The sequence below is a fragment of the Roseovarius sp. THAF27 genome (genome assembly GCF_009363655.1).
In the GTDB taxonomy this organism is placed as follows: Bacteria; Pseudomonadota; Alphaproteobacteria; order Rhodobacterales; family Rhodobacteraceae; genus Roseovarius.
The window spans coordinates 3,013,611-3,033,797 of the sequence record NZ_CP045393.1 but is presented as its reverse complement, the minus strand read 5'-3'; the positions used below and the strand labels follow the sequence as shown (position 1 = coordinate 3,033,797).

Annotated in this window: 17 protein-coding genes; 11 read left to right on the top strand and 6 right to left on the bottom strand. The window is 56.8% G+C overall.

Going from position 1 to position 20,187, the window contains the following annotated elements; translation table 11 throughout:
* The first annotated feature begins 69 nt into the window (after positions 1 to 69).
* The 3 genes from FIU89_RS15145 to FIU89_RS15135 all read left to right on the top strand — a co-directional run bounded on the left by FIU89_RS15145 (position 70) and on the right by FIU89_RS15135 (position 3,756).
* On the top strand, positions 70 to 1,671 hold the full coding sequence (locus FIU89_RS15145) for an ABC transporter substrate-binding protein (protein WP_152493369.1): 1,602 nt from the start codon (positions 70 to 72) through the stop codon (positions 1,669 to 1,671).
* 118 nt (positions 1,672 to 1,789) lie between these two features.
* Entirely contained in the window at positions 1,790 to 2,605 is an 816-nt protein-coding gene (locus FIU89_RS15140; RefSeq protein ID WP_216647026.1) for an SDR family NAD(P)-dependent oxidoreductase, read from the top strand.
* Positions 2,606 to 2,637: 32 nt separating this feature from the next.
* On the top strand, positions 2,638 to 3,756 hold the full coding sequence (locus FIU89_RS15135) for a proline racemase family protein (RefSeq protein WP_172978129.1): 1,119 nt from the start codon (positions 2,638 to 2,640) through the stop codon (positions 3,754 to 3,756).
* Between the two features lie 7 nt (positions 3,757 to 3,763).
* Here FIU89_RS15135 and FIU89_RS15130 read toward each other — a convergent pair whose 3' ends face one another.
* The gene (locus FIU89_RS15130) at positions 3,764 to 4,081 is read right to left on the bottom strand and encodes a hypothetical protein (RefSeq protein WP_152493366.1); all 318 of its coding nucleotides are present in this window, start codon (positions 4,079 to 4,081) and stop codon (positions 3,764 to 3,766) included.
* Between the two features lie 18 nt (positions 4,082 to 4,099).
* Here FIU89_RS15130 and FIU89_RS15125 point away from each other — a divergent pair, with 18 nt between their 5' ends.
* The 4 genes from FIU89_RS15125 to FIU89_RS15110 all read left to right on the top strand — a co-directional run bounded on the left by FIU89_RS15125 (position 4,100) and on the right by FIU89_RS15110 (position 10,637).
* The gene (locus tag FIU89_RS15125; RefSeq protein WP_152493365.1) at positions 4,100 to 5,497 is read left to right on the top strand and encodes a 2Fe-2S iron-sulfur cluster-binding protein; all 1,398 of its coding nucleotides are present in this window, start codon (positions 4,100 to 4,102) and stop codon (positions 5,495 to 5,497) included.
* Positions 5,498 to 5,600: 103 nt separating this feature from the next.
* The gene (locus FIU89_RS15120) at positions 5,601 to 6,602 is read left to right on the top strand and encodes a GlxA family transcriptional regulator (RefSeq protein ID WP_152493364.1); all 1,002 of its coding nucleotides are present in this window, start codon (positions 5,601 to 5,603) and stop codon (positions 6,600 to 6,602) included.
* A 67-nt stretch (positions 6,603 to 6,669) separates the two neighbouring features.
* The gene (locus FIU89_RS15115) at positions 6,670 to 9,120 is read left to right on the top strand and encodes an FAD-dependent oxidoreductase (protein ID WP_152493363.1); all 2,451 of its coding nucleotides are present in this window, start codon (positions 6,670 to 6,672) and stop codon (positions 9,118 to 9,120) included.
* Between the two features lie 443 nt (positions 9,121 to 9,563).
* The gene (locus FIU89_RS15110) at positions 9,564 to 10,637 is read left to right on the top strand and encodes a DMT family transporter (RefSeq protein ID WP_172978128.1); all 1,074 of its coding nucleotides are present in this window, start codon (positions 9,564 to 9,566) and stop codon (positions 10,635 to 10,637) included.
* A gap of 18 nt (positions 10,638 to 10,655) precedes the next feature.
* On the opposite strand, the gene FIU89_RS15105 is transcribed toward FIU89_RS15110, so the two are convergent.
* Positions 10,656 to 11,549 carry a LysR family transcriptional regulator gene (locus FIU89_RS15105; RefSeq protein ID WP_152493362.1) on the bottom strand — a complete coding sequence of 298 codons (894 nt, stop codon included), beginning with the start codon at positions 11,547 to 11,549 and terminating at the stop codon, positions 10,656 to 10,658.
* 93 nt (positions 11,550 to 11,642) lie between these two features.
* Between FIU89_RS15105 and FIU89_RS15100 the strand changes: the two genes are divergently transcribed.
* Positions 11,643 to 12,980 (top strand): DHA2 family efflux MFS transporter permease subunit, encoded by a 1,338-nt coding sequence (locus FIU89_RS15100; RefSeq protein WP_152493361.1) that lies wholly within the window; start codon positions 11,643 to 11,645, stop codon positions 12,978 to 12,980.
* 592 nt (positions 12,981 to 13,572) lie between these two features.
* On the opposite strand, the gene FIU89_RS15095 is transcribed toward FIU89_RS15100, so the two are convergent.
* The gene (locus tag FIU89_RS15095) at positions 13,573 to 15,390 is read right to left on the bottom strand and encodes a hypothetical protein (protein ID WP_152493360.1); all 1,818 of its coding nucleotides are present in this window, start codon (positions 15,388 to 15,390) and stop codon (positions 13,573 to 13,575) included.
* Between the two features lie 38 nt (positions 15,391 to 15,428).
* Positions 15,429 to 15,770: a hypothetical protein gene (locus FIU89_RS15090; protein ID WP_152493359.1), complete on the bottom strand. Its 342-nt coding sequence runs from the start codon at positions 15,768 to 15,770 to the stop codon at positions 15,429 to 15,431.
* Positions 15,771 to 15,779: 9 nt separating this feature from the next.
* On the opposite strand from FIU89_RS15090, the gene FIU89_RS15085 reads away from it, so the two are divergent.
* Both FIU89_RS15085 and FIU89_RS15080 read left to right on the top strand, forming a co-directional pair.
* Positions 15,780 to 16,112, top strand: a complete 333-nt coding sequence (locus FIU89_RS15085) for a hypothetical protein (RefSeq protein ID WP_152493358.1) — start codon at positions 15,780 to 15,782, stop codon at positions 16,110 to 16,112.
* 689 nt (positions 16,113 to 16,801) lie between these two features.
* Positions 16,802 to 17,737: a hypothetical protein gene (locus tag FIU89_RS15080; protein WP_152493357.1), complete on the top strand. Its 936-nt coding sequence runs from the start codon at positions 16,802 to 16,804 to the stop codon at positions 17,735 to 17,737.
* A 687-nt stretch (positions 17,738 to 18,424) separates the two neighbouring features.
* On the opposite strand, the gene FIU89_RS15075 is transcribed toward FIU89_RS15080, so the two are convergent.
* Complete coding sequence (locus FIU89_RS15075; RefSeq protein WP_172978127.1) at positions 18,425 to 18,820, bottom strand: hypothetical protein; 396 nt, start codon at positions 18,818 to 18,820, stop codon at positions 18,425 to 18,427.
* 398 nt (positions 18,821 to 19,218) lie between these two features.
* Between FIU89_RS15075 and FIU89_RS15070 the strand changes: the two genes are divergently transcribed.
* On the top strand, positions 19,219 to 19,620 hold the full coding sequence (locus FIU89_RS15070) for a helix-turn-helix transcriptional regulator (RefSeq protein ID WP_172978126.1): 402 nt from the start codon (positions 19,219 to 19,221) through the stop codon (positions 19,618 to 19,620).
* Here the strand turns inward: FIU89_RS15070 and FIU89_RS15065 are convergent.
* Positions 19,592 to 20,170, bottom strand: a complete 579-nt coding sequence (locus FIU89_RS15065) for a TetR/AcrR family transcriptional regulator (RefSeq protein ID WP_152493354.1) — start codon at positions 20,168 to 20,170, stop codon at positions 19,592 to 19,594. The genes FIU89_RS15070 and FIU89_RS15065 overlap by 29 nt on opposite strands.
* Between the last annotated feature and the right edge of the window lie 17 nt (positions 20,171 to 20,187).

Genomic DNA, 20,187 nt, shown 5'->3' with positions numbered 1-20,187 from the left:
GCGGCGCGCCTGACGGCCGCACAGAAACCAAGACAGAAGCTCGGACAAAGTCCATCAAAGGAGGAAGACATGGAGACGAAACTAAAGCATCATCTGAACGGTCTGGAGACCCGCCTGAAGGCCGGATCGATCGACCGCAGACAATTCATTCGGTCGGTCTTGGCGACAGGGATCGCAAGTTCCACGGCGCTGACAATGGCTGAACGCGCTCTGGCCCAGACACCCCAGACCGGGGGGCATTTCAAGGTCGGTATTTCCCAGGGTGGCACATCTGACACGCTTAATCCGGCTCAGACCACCAACCAGTTCCAGATTCACGTCGCACATACGCTCAGGAACTTCCTGACAGAGATTAGCCCGGAAAATGAAATCGCGGGCGACTTGGCTGAAACCTGGGAGCCCAACGCGGACGCCACGGAATGGCGTTTCAAGCTGCGTGATGGCGTCGAATTCCACAACGGCAAAACAGTGGACGCGGAAGATGTGGTTGCTTCAATCAACCTTCACCGTGGCGAGAACAGCGTATCGGCTGCAAAGGCGCTTCTCGAGCCAATCGAGGATGTAAGCGCGGACGGGAAAAATGCGGTCGTCTTCAAGCTCGCGTCCGCGAATGCCGACTTTCCATTCGTTCTGACGGACTACCACCTCAACATCCTGCCGAAAGATGGCGACGGCGTAGACTGGCGCTCCGGTGTCGGCACTGGCGCGTACATCCTGGAAAACTTCGAGCCCGGAATTCGGGCCGTATACCGGCGCAATCCGAACTACTTCAAGGAGGGCAGAGGTAACTTTGACTCTGCCGAAATCATTGTCCTCAATGATCCGAACGCACGTCAGACGGCAGTACTCACCGGAGATGTCCACGCCGTCGATGGTGCCGAGTTGAAGACGCTCCAGTTGCTTTCGCGCAACCAAGACATCGAAATCGACAACGTCACCAGCTGGGCGCATGTCTCGATGCCGATGCATATGGACGTTGAACCGTTCACCAGCAACGATGCCCGTTTGGCATTCAAATATGGCATTGACCGCCAGGAGCTTCTGGACAAAATCCTCTTCGGATACGGCTCGCTTGGTAACGATCACCCGATTTCGTCCGTGCTGCCCTATTACCATGAGATGGAGCAACGGGAATACGACATCGACAAAGCCAAGTTCCACCTGAAGAAGGCGGGACTTGAAAACGTCTCGGTCAAACTCAGCTCTGCTGACGTTGTTGGTTCAGGCGCAGTCGATGCGGCTGTGCTCTATCGAGAGCAACTCGCCAAGATCGGGATCAACCTCGAGGTGGTGCGCGAACCTAACGATGGATACTATTCGGATGTCTGGCTCAAGAAGCCGTTCTGCATGGTCCAGTGGGGCGGGCGGCCAACAGCGGACGTCATGTTCTCGACCGCATATGCTCAGGGCGCTCCTTGGAACGAGTCGCATTTCCAACATGACCGGTTCAATGAGCTTCTGATCGCGGCGCGTGGTGAGTTGGATCAGGCGAAGCGGGGCCAGATGTACGCCGAAATGCAGATGATCGTGCGCGACGACGGGTCGACCGTCATCCCTTACTTCAATAACCATGTGTACCTGCGTCGCAAGAACGTCGCGCATGGCCCGAACCTCTCGGCCAACTGGCAACTCGATGGCAACCGCGCAACTGAGCGCTGGTGGTTCGCGTAGCTCCCTGCCGCAGGTGGACACCCGCGTAGCGGTGTGTCCGCCCGGCCAGCTTGCCCGGCGCTTTCGGCGCCGGGCAAGTCATTGAACCTTATAACGGCCCCTTGACCGATAGACAAAGGTGACCGCGCGTGCGGTTCGGCTGGACCCTGGTAACCAAAATGGGAATAATCAGATGCTCGTAAAAGCGCCACTTGAAGGCAAGACCGTCCTCGTGACGGGAGCCACACGTGGTATCGGTGCCGCGATCGTGGACGCATTACATACCGAGGGCGCATTCGTTATCGGCCACTATGGGCGGGATACCTCTTCTGCGAATGCCATGGCGGACAGGTTTCGCGATCGACTATCGGTCGAGCAAGCAGACTTGGCATTAGGTTCAGGGGCAGGTGATCTCTGGAACGCCGCGACTTCGAAACACGGACGGATTGATGTCTTGGTGAACAATGTTGGCGCGTATATCGGATCGCCAATCGCAGATGCCGCAACCTGGCAAAAAGGATGGGACGACAATCTTCAGATCAACCTTCAGGCTTCGGCGGACTTGTGTCGTCTTGCGATCCTGCACTTCCAAGCAAACGACGGTGGTATCATCATCAACATGGCCAGCAGGTCGTCTCATCGAGGCGACAATCCAGACCACCTTGCGTACGGAGCGGCGAAGGGAGGCCTATTGGCGCTGACCAAGGGGATCGCCCGCGGGTATGCGCATGAAAACATCCTGGCATATGCGCTTGCGCCGGGCTGGGTAAGAACAGCGATGGCCGAAGACCACATTTCGGTCCATGGCGAAGAAGCCGTCACATCGTCATTGCCGATGCGAGAGATCACGCCCCCAAGTGACGTGGCCGCAATGGTCGCTTTCCTCGCCAGTGGCCGTTGCCGACACGCGACCGGATCAACGGTCGATATCACCGGGGCCGACTACGTTCGGTGAACAGGAACACCAAAGAGCGCACGGAGTTTCATGTGAATACGTCGGTGAATTTGATTGGTCAGTATCCCGCCACACTCGACGTGGTTGATGTCCACGTGGGAGGGGACCTCCACAGAATTGTATTGGGTGGAGTAGCGGCATTACCGGGCAGTACGGTGCTCGACCAAATGAAGTATCTCAGGACCAACGCCGATGGCTTGCGCCAGTTGCTGTTGCATGAACCGCGTGGCGGACATCCTTCTATTTTCGCTGACTTGGTCGTGCCGGCTGTTCATCCAAGTGCTGCCGCCGGCTTCATAATTATGGAGCGCATGGGATATCCACTGATATCCGGAACAAATACGATGAGCACGGTGATAGCGCTTATTGAAATGGGCCGAATTCCGGTTCAGGACGGACCCAACCGTATCATACTTGAAGCACCCGGTGGACTCATAGAAGTAGCGGTGACCACCAGAGCAGGTCGCGTCCGGGAGGTTACATATGAAGCTCAAACGCCTTCGTATGTCGCCGAACGTGATCTCAAAATCGAATTGCCGGAGTGGGGGACGGTTTCGTTCGACCTGGCCTGGACAGGGGCGTTTTACCCTATCGTGAACGCCGATGCCTTGGGTTTCAGTCTAAATCGCGAAGATGAGGACGAGCTTGTCAGGTTCGCCAAAGCATTCATCGCGGAAGCTCGAAAAACATGTCGCCCTGTGCATCCTGAGTTCGGAGACGAAGAACCGCTTTCATTCCTGATTTTTGCAGGGCAAGTCGAGACAGGTTCTGACGGCTGCCATGAACGGAAGTTGTGCTGTTACGAATATCCTCTTTCAAGTGTTTGCCGATGTCCCGCCGGCGTGCCGTCGACCGCGGCTATTGCGCAGTCTGTAGACAGAGGCGAGCTGTCTGCCGGTGATACATTGCGAACGATTTCAATTTTCGGAACAGAACTTCGCGTCGCGGTTACGGAGTTCACTGAGTATCATGGGCACCAGGGAGTAAAGGCGGCAGTTACGGGTTCCGGCTGGATTACCATGCACTCTCGGCTTTTGATCGACTTCGATGATCCTTTGACACCGGGCGACGGATTGCGGGAGCTGGTTCTGATGTCCGGTGTGAGTTTGTCCAACGCACAAGGAGAAGCTTGGGTGCGAGAAAGTGACTGAAATTGTTTCACTCCACTATTACCCGATTAAGGGATTCGCGGGACGCGTTCTCGATGAAGTCACCCTGCGCGTCGACCATGGGATCATAGGAGATCGTGGCATCGGGATAAAAAATGGATTGGCCGGGGGTGACGACGCGGCATTCCACCAACTCGCGACGAGGCCAGGGCTCACGAGCTATAAGCCAGGGGATGGCACTGACGGGATAAAGTTGTTCGGGCCGGAAGGTGGCTTTGAGAGAGATATCCTTGGCGATCCAGGGAGGGTAAGAAATGAATTTGGCGAGGATGCCGAAGTCGTTTCGAGGCACGATGGACTCGGACATTGGGATTATCCGGACGCCATGCTGTCCATTGTCAACGTCGAAACAATCAAGGTGTTGTCTGGATTGGTTGGCACAGACCTCGACCCGCTTCGGTTTAGGGCGAATATCTACATCAATGCCGAACCTTTCACCGAGTTTACTTGGCTTGGCCGAGGGATTTGGACTGGTGATGCCCTGTTGTCGATCATCCGCCCCATGCGACGCTGCAGTGCCACATCCGTCAATCCGAATTCCGGTGCGCGCGACGTCAACGTCCCGGCACAACTTATGAAGCATTTCGGCTCCATGTTTTGCGGGATCTATGCGAATGTCGAACGACAGGGCACAGTACGCCGCGGAACGGGCGTCAGCCTGTCTGAACATAAGTTCCCTGAAAGGCTTCCGGCGGCCGCGCAAGTGAAAAAGGCGCCGCCACCTGCGGAGTGGCCCAGGAGCGCGACCGTCTGCGCGGTTGAACGGGAAGCGGAGGATGTGATCTCGATATGGTTGGAGGATCCGCTCGTCCGTTCTGGTTCTCTGGATGACTTGGTGCCGGGGCAACACCTTGCTCTACACGGGTTGTCGCAAAAGGGGGACTGGAGGCGCTACACGATTTCAGGACGACGTGAAGGGCATCTGCGTATCACCGTCAAACGCGACACAGGGGTAGGCTCGAATTTTCTGCACAAGCTCAAGGTTGGACAATTGGTCACAATATCTGGACCTTTCGGGCCCACCACGCTGAATCCCGAAAGCCGTGCGGTGATGCTCATCAGTGCTGGTATAGGGCTCACTCCAACTATCACCAAACTTGCGGCCCTGGAGCGGTCTGGATACGAACGATCTGTCCATGTGATTCATGTAGCACGAAGTGCCGCGCAACTTGCCCTTTGGGATGAAGTCCTTTCCATGGCGGAAAGACAGCCCAGCTGGACGACGCGTTTATATCTGACGCGAGATACGATGGGCAGGCCTGCAGCCATTGAAGGCAAGCCAGATATGACCGACCTGATCCAAGCAGCCATCAGACTCGAGGCGGATGTGCACATGTGCGGTCCGACCGGATTTCAACGCGTTGTCGAGACGGTCGCGGCCGAGACCGGGTTGCCGAGCGACAGACTTTTCTTCGATACCTTTGCTTCGCCAAACGCGTCGACCGAGTTCTTGCCTATTCCGGAATCCGGGCCATTCACGGTGCATTTCAGCAAGTCTGGCTTCAGCGCCAAATGGTCAGCTGAAGACGGACCACTTCTTGATTTCGCGGAACGTAACGGGCTGGCCTTGCCGGCGCATTGTCGTGCCGGACTATGCAGCACTTGTAGATGCTCCGTTATAGAAGGCAGCGCGCGGAATCTTGTGAGCGGAGCCGGCAACGCTGACCAGGGCGTCTTGCTGTGCTGCTCTGTACCTGTGAGTGATATTGTGTTGGACGTTTGAGCCTTCCAGTAACCAAAATTCGATCGCGACGACTCCATACAGCCATTTGGCAGTCGGACTTGGGTGCAACCGATTGTCAAACCTGAAAAAGGATTCACGACAGATGTCCTCCCTTTATCAAGCTCGAAACAAGTCAGCCGGAATCGTGCATATCGACATTGTCGTCGAGGAAGGTTTCGTGTTGTCGGAATTAGCAGCGATCACCGACACGATACGCATCGCCAACCGGGTGGCTGCAAAGACGCTTTTTTCCTGGTCTTTCCATTCGGCTGTGGGTGGATCGGTTGCGTCGCCAAGTGGCTTGTCTGTCGAAACGAGCACGGTACCAAAGAGACCATGCTCGGACTTGGCGTTCTTCATCGGCAACGCCGATCCTCACTACGGAGGTCGAGCTTTGCACGAGATTGTTTCAAGATACCGACATGCAGGCACCGAGGTCTATCTCCTCGCCGAAGCCGCGACGCAATACATCGGCGAACACAGGGATAGTGGTTTGCATACGACCCACTGGGAGAACATGCAGGTTATCAGGGAAACAAGGTTTGTCGATGAGATGACGTTGTCGCTGGCAGTCGAAGGCCAGGGCGTTGTGACCTGTGCCGGAATGGGGGCAACGATCGATATAATGCTCAACTTGGTCGGGCAACTGGCAACCCCAGGGATCCGAACCAGCGTCGCGGACATCTTTCTTCACGAGAAGGTCCGGGATCCGGAGACCGCACAACCATTTTCAGGAACAAATGCAAGCGGCTCTGGTGACAAAATCGTTGATAAAGCCATCCATCTTATGCAGACGAAAATTGAAGATCCCGTCAGCATAGGAGAAATTGCGGCCAGGATTGGCGTGTCATGTCGCTTGCTTGAGCGGCGTTTCGGGTTGGCCTTGAACACAACGCCTTATAATCATTATCGGCGGCTTCGGCTTAGTGCCGCGAAAAACCTGTTGCTCAATACAGACTTGAAAGTCTTGGAAATCGGCATCGCGTGCGGATTTCAAAGCGGTTTTGCATCGGTGTTCAAGGAGCAGTATGGCGTCACGCCCGTGAGGATGCGCAGACGCAGACGAGAAATCCATTCTCCGGGTAGGTTTCTTGAGATTCTATGACGTTTTTTCCCGATTTTCTCCGTCGGTGCCATGAGAGAATTCGACGTCCGCAAAACTGGAGGCGAAAATGTCGAATCTTCCCAAACAAGCCCGAGTGGTCATCATTGGCGGTGGCGTGGTGGGCTGTTCGGTGGCCTACCACCTGGCGAAGCTGGGCTGGAAAGACGTCGTGCTGCTGGAACGCAAGCAGCTGACCAGCGGCACCACTTGGCACGCCGCGGGCCTGATCGGTCAGTTACGCGCAACAGACAATATGACCAAGCTCGCCCGTTATTCGTCCGAGCTTTATCGCGGGCTGGAAGAGGAAACCGGCGTGGCCACGGGCCTGCGGCAGGGCGGATCGATTTCTGTCGCGCTGACGCCCGAGCGCCGCGAGGAGCTGAACCGGCAGGCGGCCATGGCGCGGGCCTTTGGCGTGCCCGTCGAGGAACTGTCGCCGGATGAGATCAAGCAGAGATACGAGCATATCAATCTCGATGGCGTCACCGGGGGTGTCTGGCTGCCGACGGATGCTCAGGCCGACCCGGCGAATATCGCGCTGGCGCTGGCCAAGGGCGCGCGGCAGAACGGGGCGCTGGTGAAGGAGCGGGTGAAGGTCACCGGCATCGCCAAAAAGGGCCGCCGGGTGACCGGGGTGGACTGGGTCGCCGATGATGGCGGCGAGACGGGGCATATCGCCTGCGACATGATCGTGAACTGCGCGGGGATGTGGGGCCACGAGGTTGGCCGGATGGCGGGCGTGAACGTGCCGCTGCATGCCTGCGAGCATTTCTATATCGTCACGGAAGGCATTGATGGGCTGGGGCAATTGCCGGTTCTGCGGGTGCCGGACGAATGCGCCTATTACAAGGAGGATGCGGGCAAGATCCTGCTGGGGGCGTTCGAGCCCAATGCCAAGCCCTGGGGGATGCAGGGCATTACAGACAGTTTCGAGTTCGACCAGCTGCCCGAGGATTTCGACCATTTCGAGCCGATCCTGGAGGCGGCGGTCAACCGGATGCCGATGCTGGCCGAGGCGGGCGTGCACACGTTTTTCAACGGGCCGGAGAGTTTCACGCCGGATGACGCGTACCATCTGGGCCTTGCGCCCGAGATGGACAATGTATGGGTCGCTGCGGGCTTCAACTCGATTGGCATCCAGTCGGCCGGTGGGGCGGGGCATGCGCTGAGCCAATGGATGGACAGCGGCGAGAAGCCGTTTGACCTGGGCGACGTGGATATCGCCCGGATGCAGCCGTTTCAGGGGAACCGGCATTACCTCTTTGAGCGGTCGAAGGAAACGCTGGGACTGCTCTACGCCGATCACTTCCCCTATCTGCAAAAGCGCACGGCACGGGGCGTGCGGCGGACGCCGTTTCATCACCACCTGCTGGAGCACGGCGCGGTGATGGGAGAGATCGCCGGCTGGGAGCGGGCGAACTGGTTCGCGATGGACGGCCAGGAGCGCGAATATCGCTATAGCTGGGGGCGTCAGAACTGGTTCGAGAACGCTGCTGCCGAGCATCACGCGATCCGCACCGGGGCGGGCATGTACGACATGTCGAGTTTCGGCAAGATCCGGGTCGAGGGGCCGGACGCGGAGGCGTTTCTGAACCATGTGGGCGGCGGCGACTATTCGGTGCCGAATGGAAAGATCGTCTACACCCAGTTCCTGAATGACCGTGGCGGGATCGAGGCGGACGTGACGGTGACACGGCTGAGCGAAACGGCGTATCTTGTGGTGACCCCCGCCGCGACGCGGCTGGCCGATCAGACATGGATGGAACGGCACCGGGGCGATTTCAACGTGGTGATCACCGACGTGACGGCGGGCGAGGGCGTTCTGGCGGTGATGGGGCCGGATGCCCGCAAGCTGATGCAGGCGGTCAGCCCGAACGATTTTTCCAACGAGACAAACCCGTTCGGGACCGCGCAGGAGATCGAGCTGGGTATGGGTCTGGCACGGGTGCACCGTGTGACCTATGTAGGCGAGCTTGGCTGGGAGATCTACATCGGCGCGGACATGGCTGGGCATGCGTTCGAGACGCTATACGAGGCCGGGCAGGAGCACGGGCTGCGCTTGTGCGGGATGCACATGATGGACAGCTGCCGGATCGAGAAGGGATTTCGGCATTTCGGACATGACATCACCTGCGAGGATCACGTGTTGGAGGCGGGCCTCGGCTTTGCCGTCAAGACCAGGAAGCCGGACTTCATCGGGCGTGATGCGGTGCTGCGCAAGAAGGACGTGGGACTGGCCAAGCGGTTGGTGCAGTTCCGGCTGACCGATCCAGAGCCGATAGTCTATCACAACGAGCCGATCTTGCGGGATGGCGAGCTCGTGGGGTATCTCAGTTCCGGCGCGTATGGTCACCACCTGGGCGGTGCAATCGGGATGGGATATGTGCCCTGTCCGGGCGAGAGTGTGGAGCAGGTCCTGGCCTCGACCTACGAGATCGACGTAGCGGGAGCTCGTGTGAAGGCGGAGGCGTCGATGAGGCCCTTGTATGACCCGAAATCGGAGCGGGTGAAGGTGTAATCGCCTTATCAGAGTGAAAAGCGTGTCTACATGTTTAAAAGCAAGACCGGGCAGTCCTGTTTTCGAACGTGCTGGCATTCTCGATGAAGTGCGAAACGAAGGATTTGATTGAACCAGCTTCCGTGATCGTCACCGACAATTCAGCGATGTCGGGTCGATATCATCCGTCATTTTAACCACATTGTCTCAGGAACCGAAGGGCAAGAGTGAGTGTGTTTAATCTGGACTGCCATCGGCTGATACCACGGCCGCGTGAAAGTCGGTCCTGACGGTGGTCCAGTCGCCGGGTGTGCTTTGCGAGTCCTTCAGCCATATGGTGCGACGCACATCCTCTTGGGTGTTTTGGTGACCATGGATTTTTGGTGGCGAAGGGGCGCGTGGGGCCCGACGTGATCCAGAAATCGATCGCTTGACAGGTGGTCGTGCGCGTCCTATCGCAGGCATTGGATAAGGACATCCGTCCGCGCCACCCCAGCGCCAGAGAAGATATCGGGGGTGAACGCGGGTCCTTTTGCGCACAGCATACTCTGGCCATCATATCTTTGATGGTGGTCATTATGACAAAAGCGCGAGTTTACTTTCTGCTTCTAATTCTCGGAACGGCATTCTGGGGCGTATCTTTCTCGCTTGTGAAAGCGGGCGTGAGCAATGGTTCGCCCTTTGTTTTTCTCGCCTACAAGTTCGGACTGGCCGCGATGGTCCTGGCGGTTGTCTTTTTTCGACGCTTGCACCGGCTGAGCCCTCGCGCGCTTGTTGCTGGCGTGCTGATCGGTTTGCCGCTGTTACTTGCCAACGCGTTTCAGACTATAGGCCTCCAACACACCAGCGTCACCAACTCGGCATTCATTACCGGGATCGACGTGCTCTTGATTCCGCTGTTCAAGTGGGTGTTGTTTCGTCGATCTGTACCGAGACAAGTCTGGATTTCCTGCGGCTTGGCCATCCTGGGGCTATACATCATTGTGGTGCAAAACGGCCTGAGATTGAACGTGGGCGATCTCTGGACACTGTCATGCGCAGTGTTCTTCGCGGGTTATGTTCTAACCGTGGGCTATTTTGCCAACCGGTACGATCCTCTCCCTACTGTGATCATCGCGCTTGGCTTTTGCGGGGTGGGCTGCGGCCTTGCGGGGATCTTCGACACCAGGGCGAATTGGGTGCCAGGGGATACAACCTTCTGGATTGGAATCGTCTTTGCTGCTCTCTTGGCCACGGCTTTCATGTATGGAGTTCAGAGCACCGCTCAGCGTCACATCCCAGAAGAGAAGGTTGCGTTAACCTATCTTTGCGAACCGGTATTCGCAACGCTGTCCGGCGCGATACTGCTTGGCGAGACGTTAACTCTCCGCACCGTCGCCGGCGCCGGGTTGATCCTGTCGGCAATGCTCTTGGCTGAGATCAACTTTCGTGTGATACGCCGGAGAGCGGTGCGCTCAAGATCGCAGAAAACGATCTCCAATCTCAAACATCCAACCCAAAAATCTCTGTTCAAATTCAGACGAGGCGCGCGGACGTGATCTCTTCGCACAGAAAGGTTAGGCCGCTTCGGAGCCTCGGTCGATAACGGCATCTCTTGCCAGGTTCAGGAAGGCCGGAACGGCGGGGTTTGCCGATGATGCCTCGCTGAACCGGAGCCCGAAATACCGGTGCAACCCCTCTTTCAGCGGCATGACCCGCAGCCCGCGGCGGTCGGCCGGAAGCGTCGGTTCCGGGACGACGGTCACGCCCAGGCCCTCGCGGACCAAAGCAAAGGCGCTGACCCAGTCCCGCACCTCGATCCGGACCTGCTCCAAAGGCGCCCCCAGCCGTTCGGCGAGAGACCCGGCATGGATGGTGCAGCCCCCGGTCGCCAGGACGAAAGGCTCCTTTGCCAAGCGCGTGAGCGATACGGCCCGCGCGGGCGAGAGAGCAATGGGATGGCTCGAGGGTAGCACCGCGACCCAGTCATCCTGCCCGAGGGGCCAGTCCGTGGCATCAAAGCTCTCGGCGGTGGTCACCCCCAGATCGACGGTTCCGTTCGCAAGCCATGTCTCGATCTCCGCATCGCTCGCCTCCAGGGCCACGACCTCTATGCCGGGATGAAGTTCCTGAAAGCGCCGTAAGAGTGGCGGCAGGAGCGTGGAGAAGACGGAAGGAAAGGCCGCGAGCCGGAGCTTTCCATGTTCGACACCGGCCGCCGTATCCGCAGTCCGGCGGATCGCAGCGAGACCTACGAGGATCGTCCGCGCCTCGTGAACGATTTTCTCTCCCACCGCTGTGGCAACAGCGCCGCGGCGCCCCCGGGTGAAGAGCTGAACACCGAGGTCTTCCTCCAGCGCGGCCATGGCCTGGCTGACGCCGGACTGGGACAAGCTCAGCCGCTCGGCGGCACCGGTGAGGCTGCCGGTATCGGCGATGGCTACCAGCACATTGATCTGGGAAAAGTTCATAGCATCAGCTCCACTTATACCAGGTTTCTGTCTCCCTAAGTAGCACTTCACCCCAAATCATGAAAGAAGAAGCTGCAATCGTAGGAACAGAAGATGACGGACCTCACCATGACACGGACACCCAGCCTGCCGCCCGCCGTCGCCGTGGCGGCGCTCGGCGCGAGCTCCTTCATGATCACGCTCGATGCGACCGCCCTGCATGTCGCCCTGCCGACCATCGCCGAGGATCTCGGAGCGAGCCTGACGGCACTCCAGTGGATCGCCAGCGCCTACACGCTGGTCTTCGCCGGGCTCCTATTGTCCTCCGGAGCCCTGTCGGATCGGATGGGCGCGCGGACGGTGTTTCTCTGGGCCCTGATGTTTTTCGTCGGTGCCTCCGCGCTCTGCGGCCTGGCGCCGAGCACGGAGATCCTGATCGCGGCCCGCGCCATCCAGGGAATCGGGGCGGCGGCAATCCTGCCGAGCTCGATGGCACTCCTCGTCGATGCGTTTCCCGACCCAAGGGCACGTGCCCGCGCGCTCGGGAGCTGGAGTGCGATCTCGGCCATTGCCCTGGTCGCCGGCCCGCTGCTGGGAGGATTCCTGGCCGGCACGCTGGGCTGGCGGGCCATCTTTCTTTTGAACCTGCCGGTGGGCCTGCTGGCTTTCGCCGCCGCGGCGGCCTCCGTGGGAAATCCCGAGCGCCAAGACCGCGCGCTTGATCCGGTCGGTCAGGTGCTCGGGATCATCGCGCTCGCGGCACTGGTGTTTGCGGCCACGGAAGGCCGTGAGCTTGGATGGGGGTCCGGCTTCGTCGTCGCGGCCCTTGCGGTCGGCACCTTCGCGGCTTGCGGGTTCGTCATCGCCGAGAGACACCACGGCGACCCGATGCTGCCGCCTGCGCTCTTTCGGTCGCGCGCTTTCACCGGCGCGATCCTTGGCGCCTTCCTCTACAACTTTGCATATTACGGGGCGCTTTTCGCCCTCTCGATAACCTTGCAGACGGACGGTGCGGTGCCGATCGAGGTCGGCCTGAAATTCGCGCCCATGACCGCGACCACGGCTATCGTCGCTTTCGCGCTCGGTCGGATCGTCGCCCGTTTCGGGGCAGAACGGCCGGCGATGGTCACGCTGACCGCCGGGGCCGTTGGCGCCGCGATCCTCATGATCGGCGGACTGGAGGCGCTGCCGTTCTTTGCGGGATCTCTGCTTATCGGTATCGGCGGGGCTACCTTGCCGGCGATCGTATCGGCGACCCTCGAGAACGTGGCAACGGGACGCACCGGCGTCGGTTCGGCCGTGCTGAACACTTCCCGCCAAGCCGGTGGCGCCTTCGGCGTGGCCATCCTTGGCGCGCTCATCGGGGCCTCTTCGATCACGGCGGCGCTCATCATGATTGCGGGAAGCTTCCTGCTGGGGGCCGCTGCACTCTGGTGGTGTCGGAGACAATAGGAAGCCCGAAGAGGCGGGGCCGAGGCATTCTACGCCCATCGGAGCCCCAATTCGGGTATCCGAGCTTTGATGGGTTGTTGTATCGATCCGCAATGTCTGTCGGGAGCAGACTGTCGCTGGCGCTCTATGAGCGACGTGGGTCGTGGACGACAACGTGTGGGTCATGTCTTCCCACCGATCGGTCCGGTCAGGCGGGATTTGTGTTCGTAGATGTCTTTCTGCACGACCCGGCAAGATCCCGAGTAGGGACAGCTTGCGCATCCCGGTTCACCGTCGCAGTAGCTCAGGGCGTGGCGTGGATCTTCGCCGGGGTAGGGTGCTCCCACCGGTTCGCCGGCCTCCGCCTTGTATTGGAGGAAGCTGCAACGAAAGACGGGTTGAGATCGTACCAGCGATTGTAGCCGCCCGGCAGGCGCAAGCGCTTGTTTTCGTTAGTGCGCCGTTTCTCCTGGGCGAGTAACACTTTTCCAATCCAGTGCGTATCCTCCATGGCGTTGAGGTCGTCGGGTTAGCAGAAGGTCCAGTTTGCGGCTTGGGCATGAAGGCGAGCTCAAGCCGGACCTGCACGGCGATGACGTGTGAAAGGCATAAGTTATCTCTTATCTCGAAACGTACCGATAAATTCAGGCAACAAGCCAAGGTCGCGCAAGCTGCTAACCCGATGCAAAGCGTTAAGCCGCTCAATATTTCTGGCAAATGTTAAAGCAAGGTCGGCTCGACCGTAGGGAGGGTTCTCGATCGAGCTGCGTAGTTGACGATCTATCCGTCGTGCCCAGGGAGCGTCGAGTTCATACGGGTTTAGTTCTCCGGCGTACATTAACAAAAATCCAACAGGATTCTCCCTTGTCGGCACTTCAGCTTTGACGATCGCTCGCTGTAGTGCTCTCCATTTATCATTCCATGGAAGGTTATAAAGAGCTGAAAGCCTTCGGATGAGCTTTGCGTACTCAGCGGAACGATCACTATGCTCCCGCCAATCAACTGTTTCAAAATTTACTGACAGAACCTCTTGGAGTTTGGGCGCGATTTTTGAGACTTCAAACAATGTGGAAACCGCAACACGAGCTTGCCGTCGTGAGCTTTCTTTCAATCCTTGAAAACTCAGGAACTCCTCCAATTCATATAAGAGTGGTTTCGGGAGCCTTTCTGATCGTCTGCGGCGATCCTTCAGCGGTTCTAACTTGAAATCCGAAGGAAGGAGAGCGCGCGTCTCATCCAGGCTCATCATGTATTCTATGACACTGGTGGAGCGGGAAAGGAATGTTCGATCCTGCTGGCGGGCAGTACTCCTGGCGCCAGAAATCCACTCAATAGTGATATCCGTTGGAGACAACCCCTCCGCTTTCGCATAAGTCGCGAGCGTTCGAAGAGGGCGTACGTCGATTTGTCTGAGGCCCCGCTGTCTTGCAGCGCCCAAAAGTTTCTTCCAATCATCTTTTTCTTTGGGTTTGCCGCACGACCGGTTCTTCGAGACTGTAGTTTGGCGATCACGATCCAATGGACTTTTTTTCCGTTGAATTGTGTCGCCAGTACTCTGAGGAGACTCAACAGTCTCGCGCTTAACATAAGGTGTGACCACAGCACCGTTCGCCACCAAAAGTTTGCGTAAAATTCTAATGTAGTTCTTCTTTGTACTTTCGTTGCCACGCATCCCATAACTCGCTGGATCAGTTGTTTCCAACGTGGGTAATTTGTCTACGAGTCCCTGAAGTCCCGGATCTTGACCGATTTCGAATTGCTCGCTCTCCACCGCAAGGCGCCAGACGAACGCCGCGGCGTTTGCAACCGTTCTTGTCTGTAGTTTTACCACATCAGCGAGGCTACGGGGCAATGGAGCGAAGTGTTCGTGGTCAAACTCAGTCGGTAGATTTCCGATACTTTGATCTGGTAGAAGACCAGTCGCGTTGCAAAGTTCACAAGAACGCAACCTGTCGAGCAAGCGAATACCACTACGGAAGCTAATTCGCTGATCGCCCTTGAGGTTTAGATTGATCTCTGTAGCGAGTGTCCGCGTAATCGAGTTTGGCTTGCAGCCATTTGGCAACCGGCAGGCAACGTTATAGAGTTTGCTGGCGGCTGTTGCACCGGCAGAGAGTCTTGCTGCTCTGCGAAGGCTCGTCCAAGGGTTTAGATCAGTATCTCCTGGCGCAGCCAGCATATAACAGTCCAAAATGATACGGCGCCAGCTGTTGTATCGAACAGGATCGTTATGCAAGGCGGCGGACGCCGCGTCCGGCATGTGGCCCGCTGGAAATTGGGTGGAGAACTCTTGCGCCGACATTTCAAGCGCAAATAGTGGCAGACCGATCATATCTGACAGAAGGTCGAACGCTGCGATCTCAGCAAATGGCCGGTAAGGCACGAGTTTACCGGTTTCAAGCTCAGCAAGTATGGCGACAACAGACGGCATATACACTACATTGGCCCGCCGAAACTTTTTCAAAACAATTAGTGCTTCAACTTGGCCACGAAAAATGCCTCAAAAATACCGACAAGCAACCGCGAGGGCCGACCTGCCGAGTTTTTAGGTGCTTGAAGCGCCAACACAAAATTACCCAAATTCGTGCAAACAACTGCTGCGTTATACTGTTTTGGCGGATCGGCCATTAGTTGAATTTGAGGTGGGGAATGTTGGATCTGCCAGTAGGTGTGTGTGCTCGTTGCAAGAAAAGATTTCCCAAGACACGGCGAGATCGCCGGTTCTGCGAAGAAAAATGCAGGAAACTGGATAGTCAGGAAAAACGGCGCGCGATCCAACCAGAAAACTCTGTGCACAGTCGAACCAAGCATCGAGTAAATATGGTGATTTTTGACAGAGTTTTACGTTTGACGCTCATATATGAGCGCCTCGAAAATGCGGAGAGACTTGGATTTTTGAAGGATCTGATTGACCAAGCGAGGGCAGGTCATGCCGACCTGCGTCAGATACTGGCAAGCCCACAGTTAGTCTTTCCCGATCGTCATAGCGACCTTGGAGCGCTAATGCGGCGACACAGCCTAAGGGTTACAATCGGTGCTTACGCTCAGCTCTACTGCAAGCACTTTTGGGCTGTTGGAGAGAACGCAACTTATGCACAACTGCGTGATATCTTTTATGGCCGCATGAGCGAACCACCAACAGGAGAAGTCTGAGTTTGTGTGGTTCTACTTACCTTTCCTGAAATCGCTCAAAACGTCTTCACCATATTTTCTTATCTGTGTTTTCTGCTGCTCTCTGGAGTTCTGAGCAGGTCCGTCAGTCCCCGTTCCAGACGCTTGTTTTGCATTTGCAACAAGCGTCTGGAATGCGGACCTCCGTTGGCTCCAGATTTCGGTAAGTAGTGAAAATTCTTACCAGTATAACGTTCTGTTCCTGCGTGACGAAAGAATATCTTCCAGCGCAACTGCCAACGCGGTTCGTTCGACTTAGACGAACCGGGTTGGCGAGTGCGCTCCCACCACACGGCTTGTATCGGGATTTATGATCATCACGCCGGTTTAGTAACCCGAATTGGAGATGAAGCATTGGCTCAACCAAATGCTCCTGTCGCCAAGACGGGTAGCCAAAAACAAACAGCGCGAGAAGCTAACCGAAAGCCGGAAGAAATGCTCGCGGAAATCGAAAATCTTAAGCGATATCTCGCAACCGCTATCAACAACAGACCGGATGGCCTTCGTTACCTTCGCCTTTTTGAGCGCCTTGAGGAGGAAGAGCGATCTCTCGCATACCAGGTAAACACGATGGCACGTGTCCAAGAGCTTGCAGGCACCGGATAAACACGGATGCGCCGGGTATCCTCCGTTAAGCAATCTACAACTTGTCACACAATGAAAGGACTAAAATGACCATCGTTTCCAAGGTTTCACTTGAGCGCGCAGGCGCATCCTTAAACACGGATGAGGAAATGAATTGTAGGCACTTCTTCGAACTCACTGCAAATTCAATGCAGCGGTCATGGTTCGAAATCTGTCGAAATGCCGGGCTATCTGAGGTGCCCGAACTTTGGGGCCAAATGTTGGTGCCGAAACCAACCGGAGTGATGCGCATGCATGTTGGGATCGCGAGTTGGAACAGTAAAGTTTATAGTTCCAATGTTTACCTTGGCGTCGACACGAATTTCGAAGTTTCGGTGTCGATACTGACGAGAAGGCCACCCCAATCTCGTGTAGCGCGGCCGAAATTGACGCCGAATGAGTCTCGAGAAATGGCTCGGCTTGTTGGCGCTATGGCACATACGGTGTCTCCAGAACTGGAGAACCGTCACGCCGCCTTTGCGCAACTCACAGATGAAGATAAAGAAAAGGCAATTTCAGTGTTCCCTTGGGCTCAAGGTTTTGAATGTCTTGCGTGGGGGTATTTCGGCAATGTGTTACTGAATTTGTGTGAAGATATCGAAGAATGGGACGCTTGGCGTGAAATGGAATTGCAGCAACGGCGACAAGACCGTCAGCTTGCCAAGCTGTACAATTTACTGCCATCGGGCGCACCGCTTTATGATGCAGCAAGATACGATAGGACCGGACAAGTCGTTTTGGTACGTCTATCGCAGGAACCTTTGTCGAATGCCAAGAAAAGCTTCGTCATTCAGGACTTGGGTGATGACTACGGTAAGGTCGAACCCTTTGGAACGGCGGAGCGCCGTCAGTTCCGGCTTCTGACGATGAAAGCGGTGCCGAAGCTGTCGTCGTCTGTTGTGTCGAGACATCAGTTGCTGGATCTGGCTAAAGAGGGGCAAGAGATCCTCAATCGTGAGCCGAACTTAAAGGGCATCTTATAAGGTGCATGGCGAAGTTTGTGTCAATCGTTATCCACGCTTTGCAGTCGGCGCGGGTCAGCTTTTCGGCACAGCCGTCATCTTACCAAAACGGTTTGGCTCGATCCCTGTCGGTTGAAAGATAATAATTCTTTTGATCCCAGCAAAAGCGCCCAATCTGTTTCTCAATCGCTGTCAATCACGGAGTACCCAGTCATGGTTTGTAAACTATTTTCGCACACTTCAATAATCCGCGTAATAGAAGAAGGAGAAATGCTCATAACGTATAAGGGCAGGCTCCCCCGCTTTTCATTGCGAGATAGCTTATATGAAATTTCGGGTCTTTTGTTGATCCGTCCAGACTGGGCAGAGGCCGCATGGGATCCTCCTGGTCTAATGCCCGTCATAGAAGTGGTGAAACGGCGAAGCGACAATATAACGGCATCGAACCTTGAAGATGCCGTAGAACGAGTGGAGGATGTGTATCATACTTTGCGCGAACGAATGGAGCCCTCAAAGCTGTTCGTGCGTGGCAAAACTGAGTGGATTTTGCCTGCCATTCGACTTCCTTAACCTTTGTTGGAAAAGCTACGTGAGAGGTTCCTCTGTCCCAAGCGGGGCAGGGGAAAGCCATGTTGACTGCCCCTCATTCTGTTTTAGCAAGCCAGGATTACGGCCCGATTTTCCGAAAATCAGAATATTTGAGAAACTTCATACGCGTGGTGAATGATAATCGTAAGCGTCACCTGCTGCGGCTGTTGCGGTGAGGCCCTTTTCATAGAGGTCACAACCTAATTCATGTGCCTCATGATCGTCATCTGGATCGTCGAAGGAAAGATGGGAATCTACATCTGCCTCAGCAGTCCCGATATAGCAGTAATAAGTTTCGGCATTATTCTTTCGACCAATCAGGTAAAGCACGTCAACGCCGTCCTCGGCAATAAGCAGGGCATCGATGCCATCTGAATTGAGCATCATGACAATGCGATCTAATGCCGGTTCCGCCGATATGACGCAATCTGTCATCAGAGTTGCTACAGAATCCTTGAATAGACTCAACTGCGCCCAAGACAGTTTGGTATACGTGTGGAGTGATATTTTGAGCATGCGTCAACCTTTGCGCTTAGAGAATATGATAGACCGCCGGTCAATGCCGTGGCTCTCTACCGAGAAGTGAGCCAGGGAATTGATCGCGGCCAAGCCAAATTGATTTGTGACAAGGATGGATAGACCTTGTTCACTTTTCTTTGGGGCCAAGCAAAGCCGCCGTCGTGATCTCGGCTAAGAACGCGATGGCGCGCAACTTCGTTGTCCAAATGCACCGCATTTGATGCCACGACGCAGCGTTAAATCGGGTATCCGTTGTATCATCTGATCCCGATACCGTGGCAGAAATTCTCCGCGACCTTTGGGGCTTACACGAAACGCACTCCTTCGCTCTCGTCTCGTTAAGCGTGTCGCCGGGGTCAGGCCAGTACCAGCAGGATCTCGTTACGAACGACGAGATGCTGCGTGCCTATGCGTCGGGCGAGGAGGCAAGCGGAGCGCCAGCACGTCGAAGCGACTGGATCGGCGCCCTGACCGATCCAAGACCGGGCGCCGCGCTCGACGCCATTCATGCCGCACCGGACCATAACTGGACGCTGCATGAGCTTGCGGGCATCGCAGGCATGTCGCGCAGCGCCTTCGCGGAGGCGTTCAAGCGCGCGCTCGGCCGCGCGCCCATAGACTATGTCGCGCATTGGCGGATGCAGGTGGCCGAAGATCTTCTGGCTCGCGGCCATAGCGTGACCGAGGTCGCAACCCGCGTGGGCTATTCAGCGCCGAGTGCCTTCGCAGCGGCCTACAAGCGGATACGGGAGCTGTCTCCAGGAACTATCACTCGGAAGGCCGAAGCCAAGTCGTGATCAGCGAGGCAAGATCCGACACGGCCTCCGCCTTGGTCATCCGCTCCCGGATCATCGCGTCCGAGAGCGCATCCGCCGCGCCGATGATGGCGATGCAGCGGCGCCCGATCTCTGCTTCGGATATTCCAGCCAGGGGCCCGAGCGCGTCGGCATAGAGCGCGATATGACCGTCCACCATCTCGCGTTGATAGGCCTCCATCCGGGCATCCCCTTTCAGGGCGCCGTCGATGGCATGGAATTCCGGCCCGACGGCTTCGTGACAGTCCATGTAGGCCTGAGCCAGTAGTTGGGCGATCCGGTCGAGCTCCGGTGGCGCTTCTGCCAGCGCGTCCTCGGTAGCGCGGACCTGCTTTTCGTTGATCTGCCGGTACAGCTCGATCATCAGGCCGGAGCGGGTCTCGAAATGATTGTAGGTGATCGGCTTGCTGACCCCGGCGCGGTCGGCAAGCGCGCCAAGCGACAAAGCGTCAGTCCCGTTTTCGCGCACCATGATCCGCGCGGTCTCGAGCAGCTGGGCGCGCCGTGCGGCCTTGGGCATCTTCTTCGACAAGTTTTCCTCCCACGGTT

Coding starts and splice junctions, on each gene's coding strand:
- FIU89_RS15100 (WP_152493361.1), top strand. CDS start 11,643: ATGACGGACCTCACCATGACACGGACACCCAGCCTGCCGCCCGCCGTC.
- FIU89_RS15145 (WP_152493369.1), top strand. CDS start 70: ATGGAGACGAAACTAAAGCATCATCTGAACGGTCTGGAGACCCGCCTG.
- FIU89_RS15120 (WP_152493364.1), top strand. CDS start 5,601: ATGTCCTCCCTTTATCAAGCTCGAAACAAGTCAGCCGGAATCGTGCAT.
- FIU89_RS15080 (WP_152493357.1), top strand. CDS start 16,802: ATGACCATCGTTTCCAAGGTTTCACTTGAGCGCGCAGGCGCATCCTTA.
- FIU89_RS15095 (WP_152493360.1), bottom strand. CDS start 15,390: ATGCCGTCTGTTGTCGCCATACTTGCTGAGCTTGAAACCGGTAAACTC.
- FIU89_RS15090 (WP_152493359.1), bottom strand. CDS start 15,770: ATGCTTGGTTCGACTGTGCACAGAGTTTTCTGGTTGGATCGCGCGCCG.
- FIU89_RS15085 (WP_152493358.1), top strand. CDS start 15,780: ATGGTGATTTTTGACAGAGTTTTACGTTTGACGCTCATATATGAGCGC.
- FIU89_RS15125 (WP_152493365.1), top strand. CDS start 4,100: ATGCTGTCCATTGTCAACGTCGAAACAATCAAGGTGTTGTCTGGATTG.
- FIU89_RS15130 (WP_152493366.1), bottom strand. CDS start 4,081: ATGTCCGAGTCCATCGTGCCTCGAAACGACTTCGGCATCCTCGCCAAA.
- FIU89_RS15075 (WP_172978127.1), bottom strand. CDS start 18,820: ATGCTCAAAATATCACTCCACACGTATACCAAACTGTCTTGGGCGCAG.
- FIU89_RS15115 (WP_152493363.1), top strand. CDS start 6,670: ATGTCGAATCTTCCCAAACAAGCCCGAGTGGTCATCATTGGCGGTGGC.
- FIU89_RS15070 (WP_172978126.1), top strand. CDS start 19,219: ATGCTGCGTGCCTATGCGTCGGGCGAGGAGGCAAGCGGAGCGCCAGCA.
- FIU89_RS15105 (WP_152493362.1), bottom strand. CDS start 11,549: ATGAACTTTTCCCAGATCAATGTGCTGGTAGCCATCGCCGATACCGGC.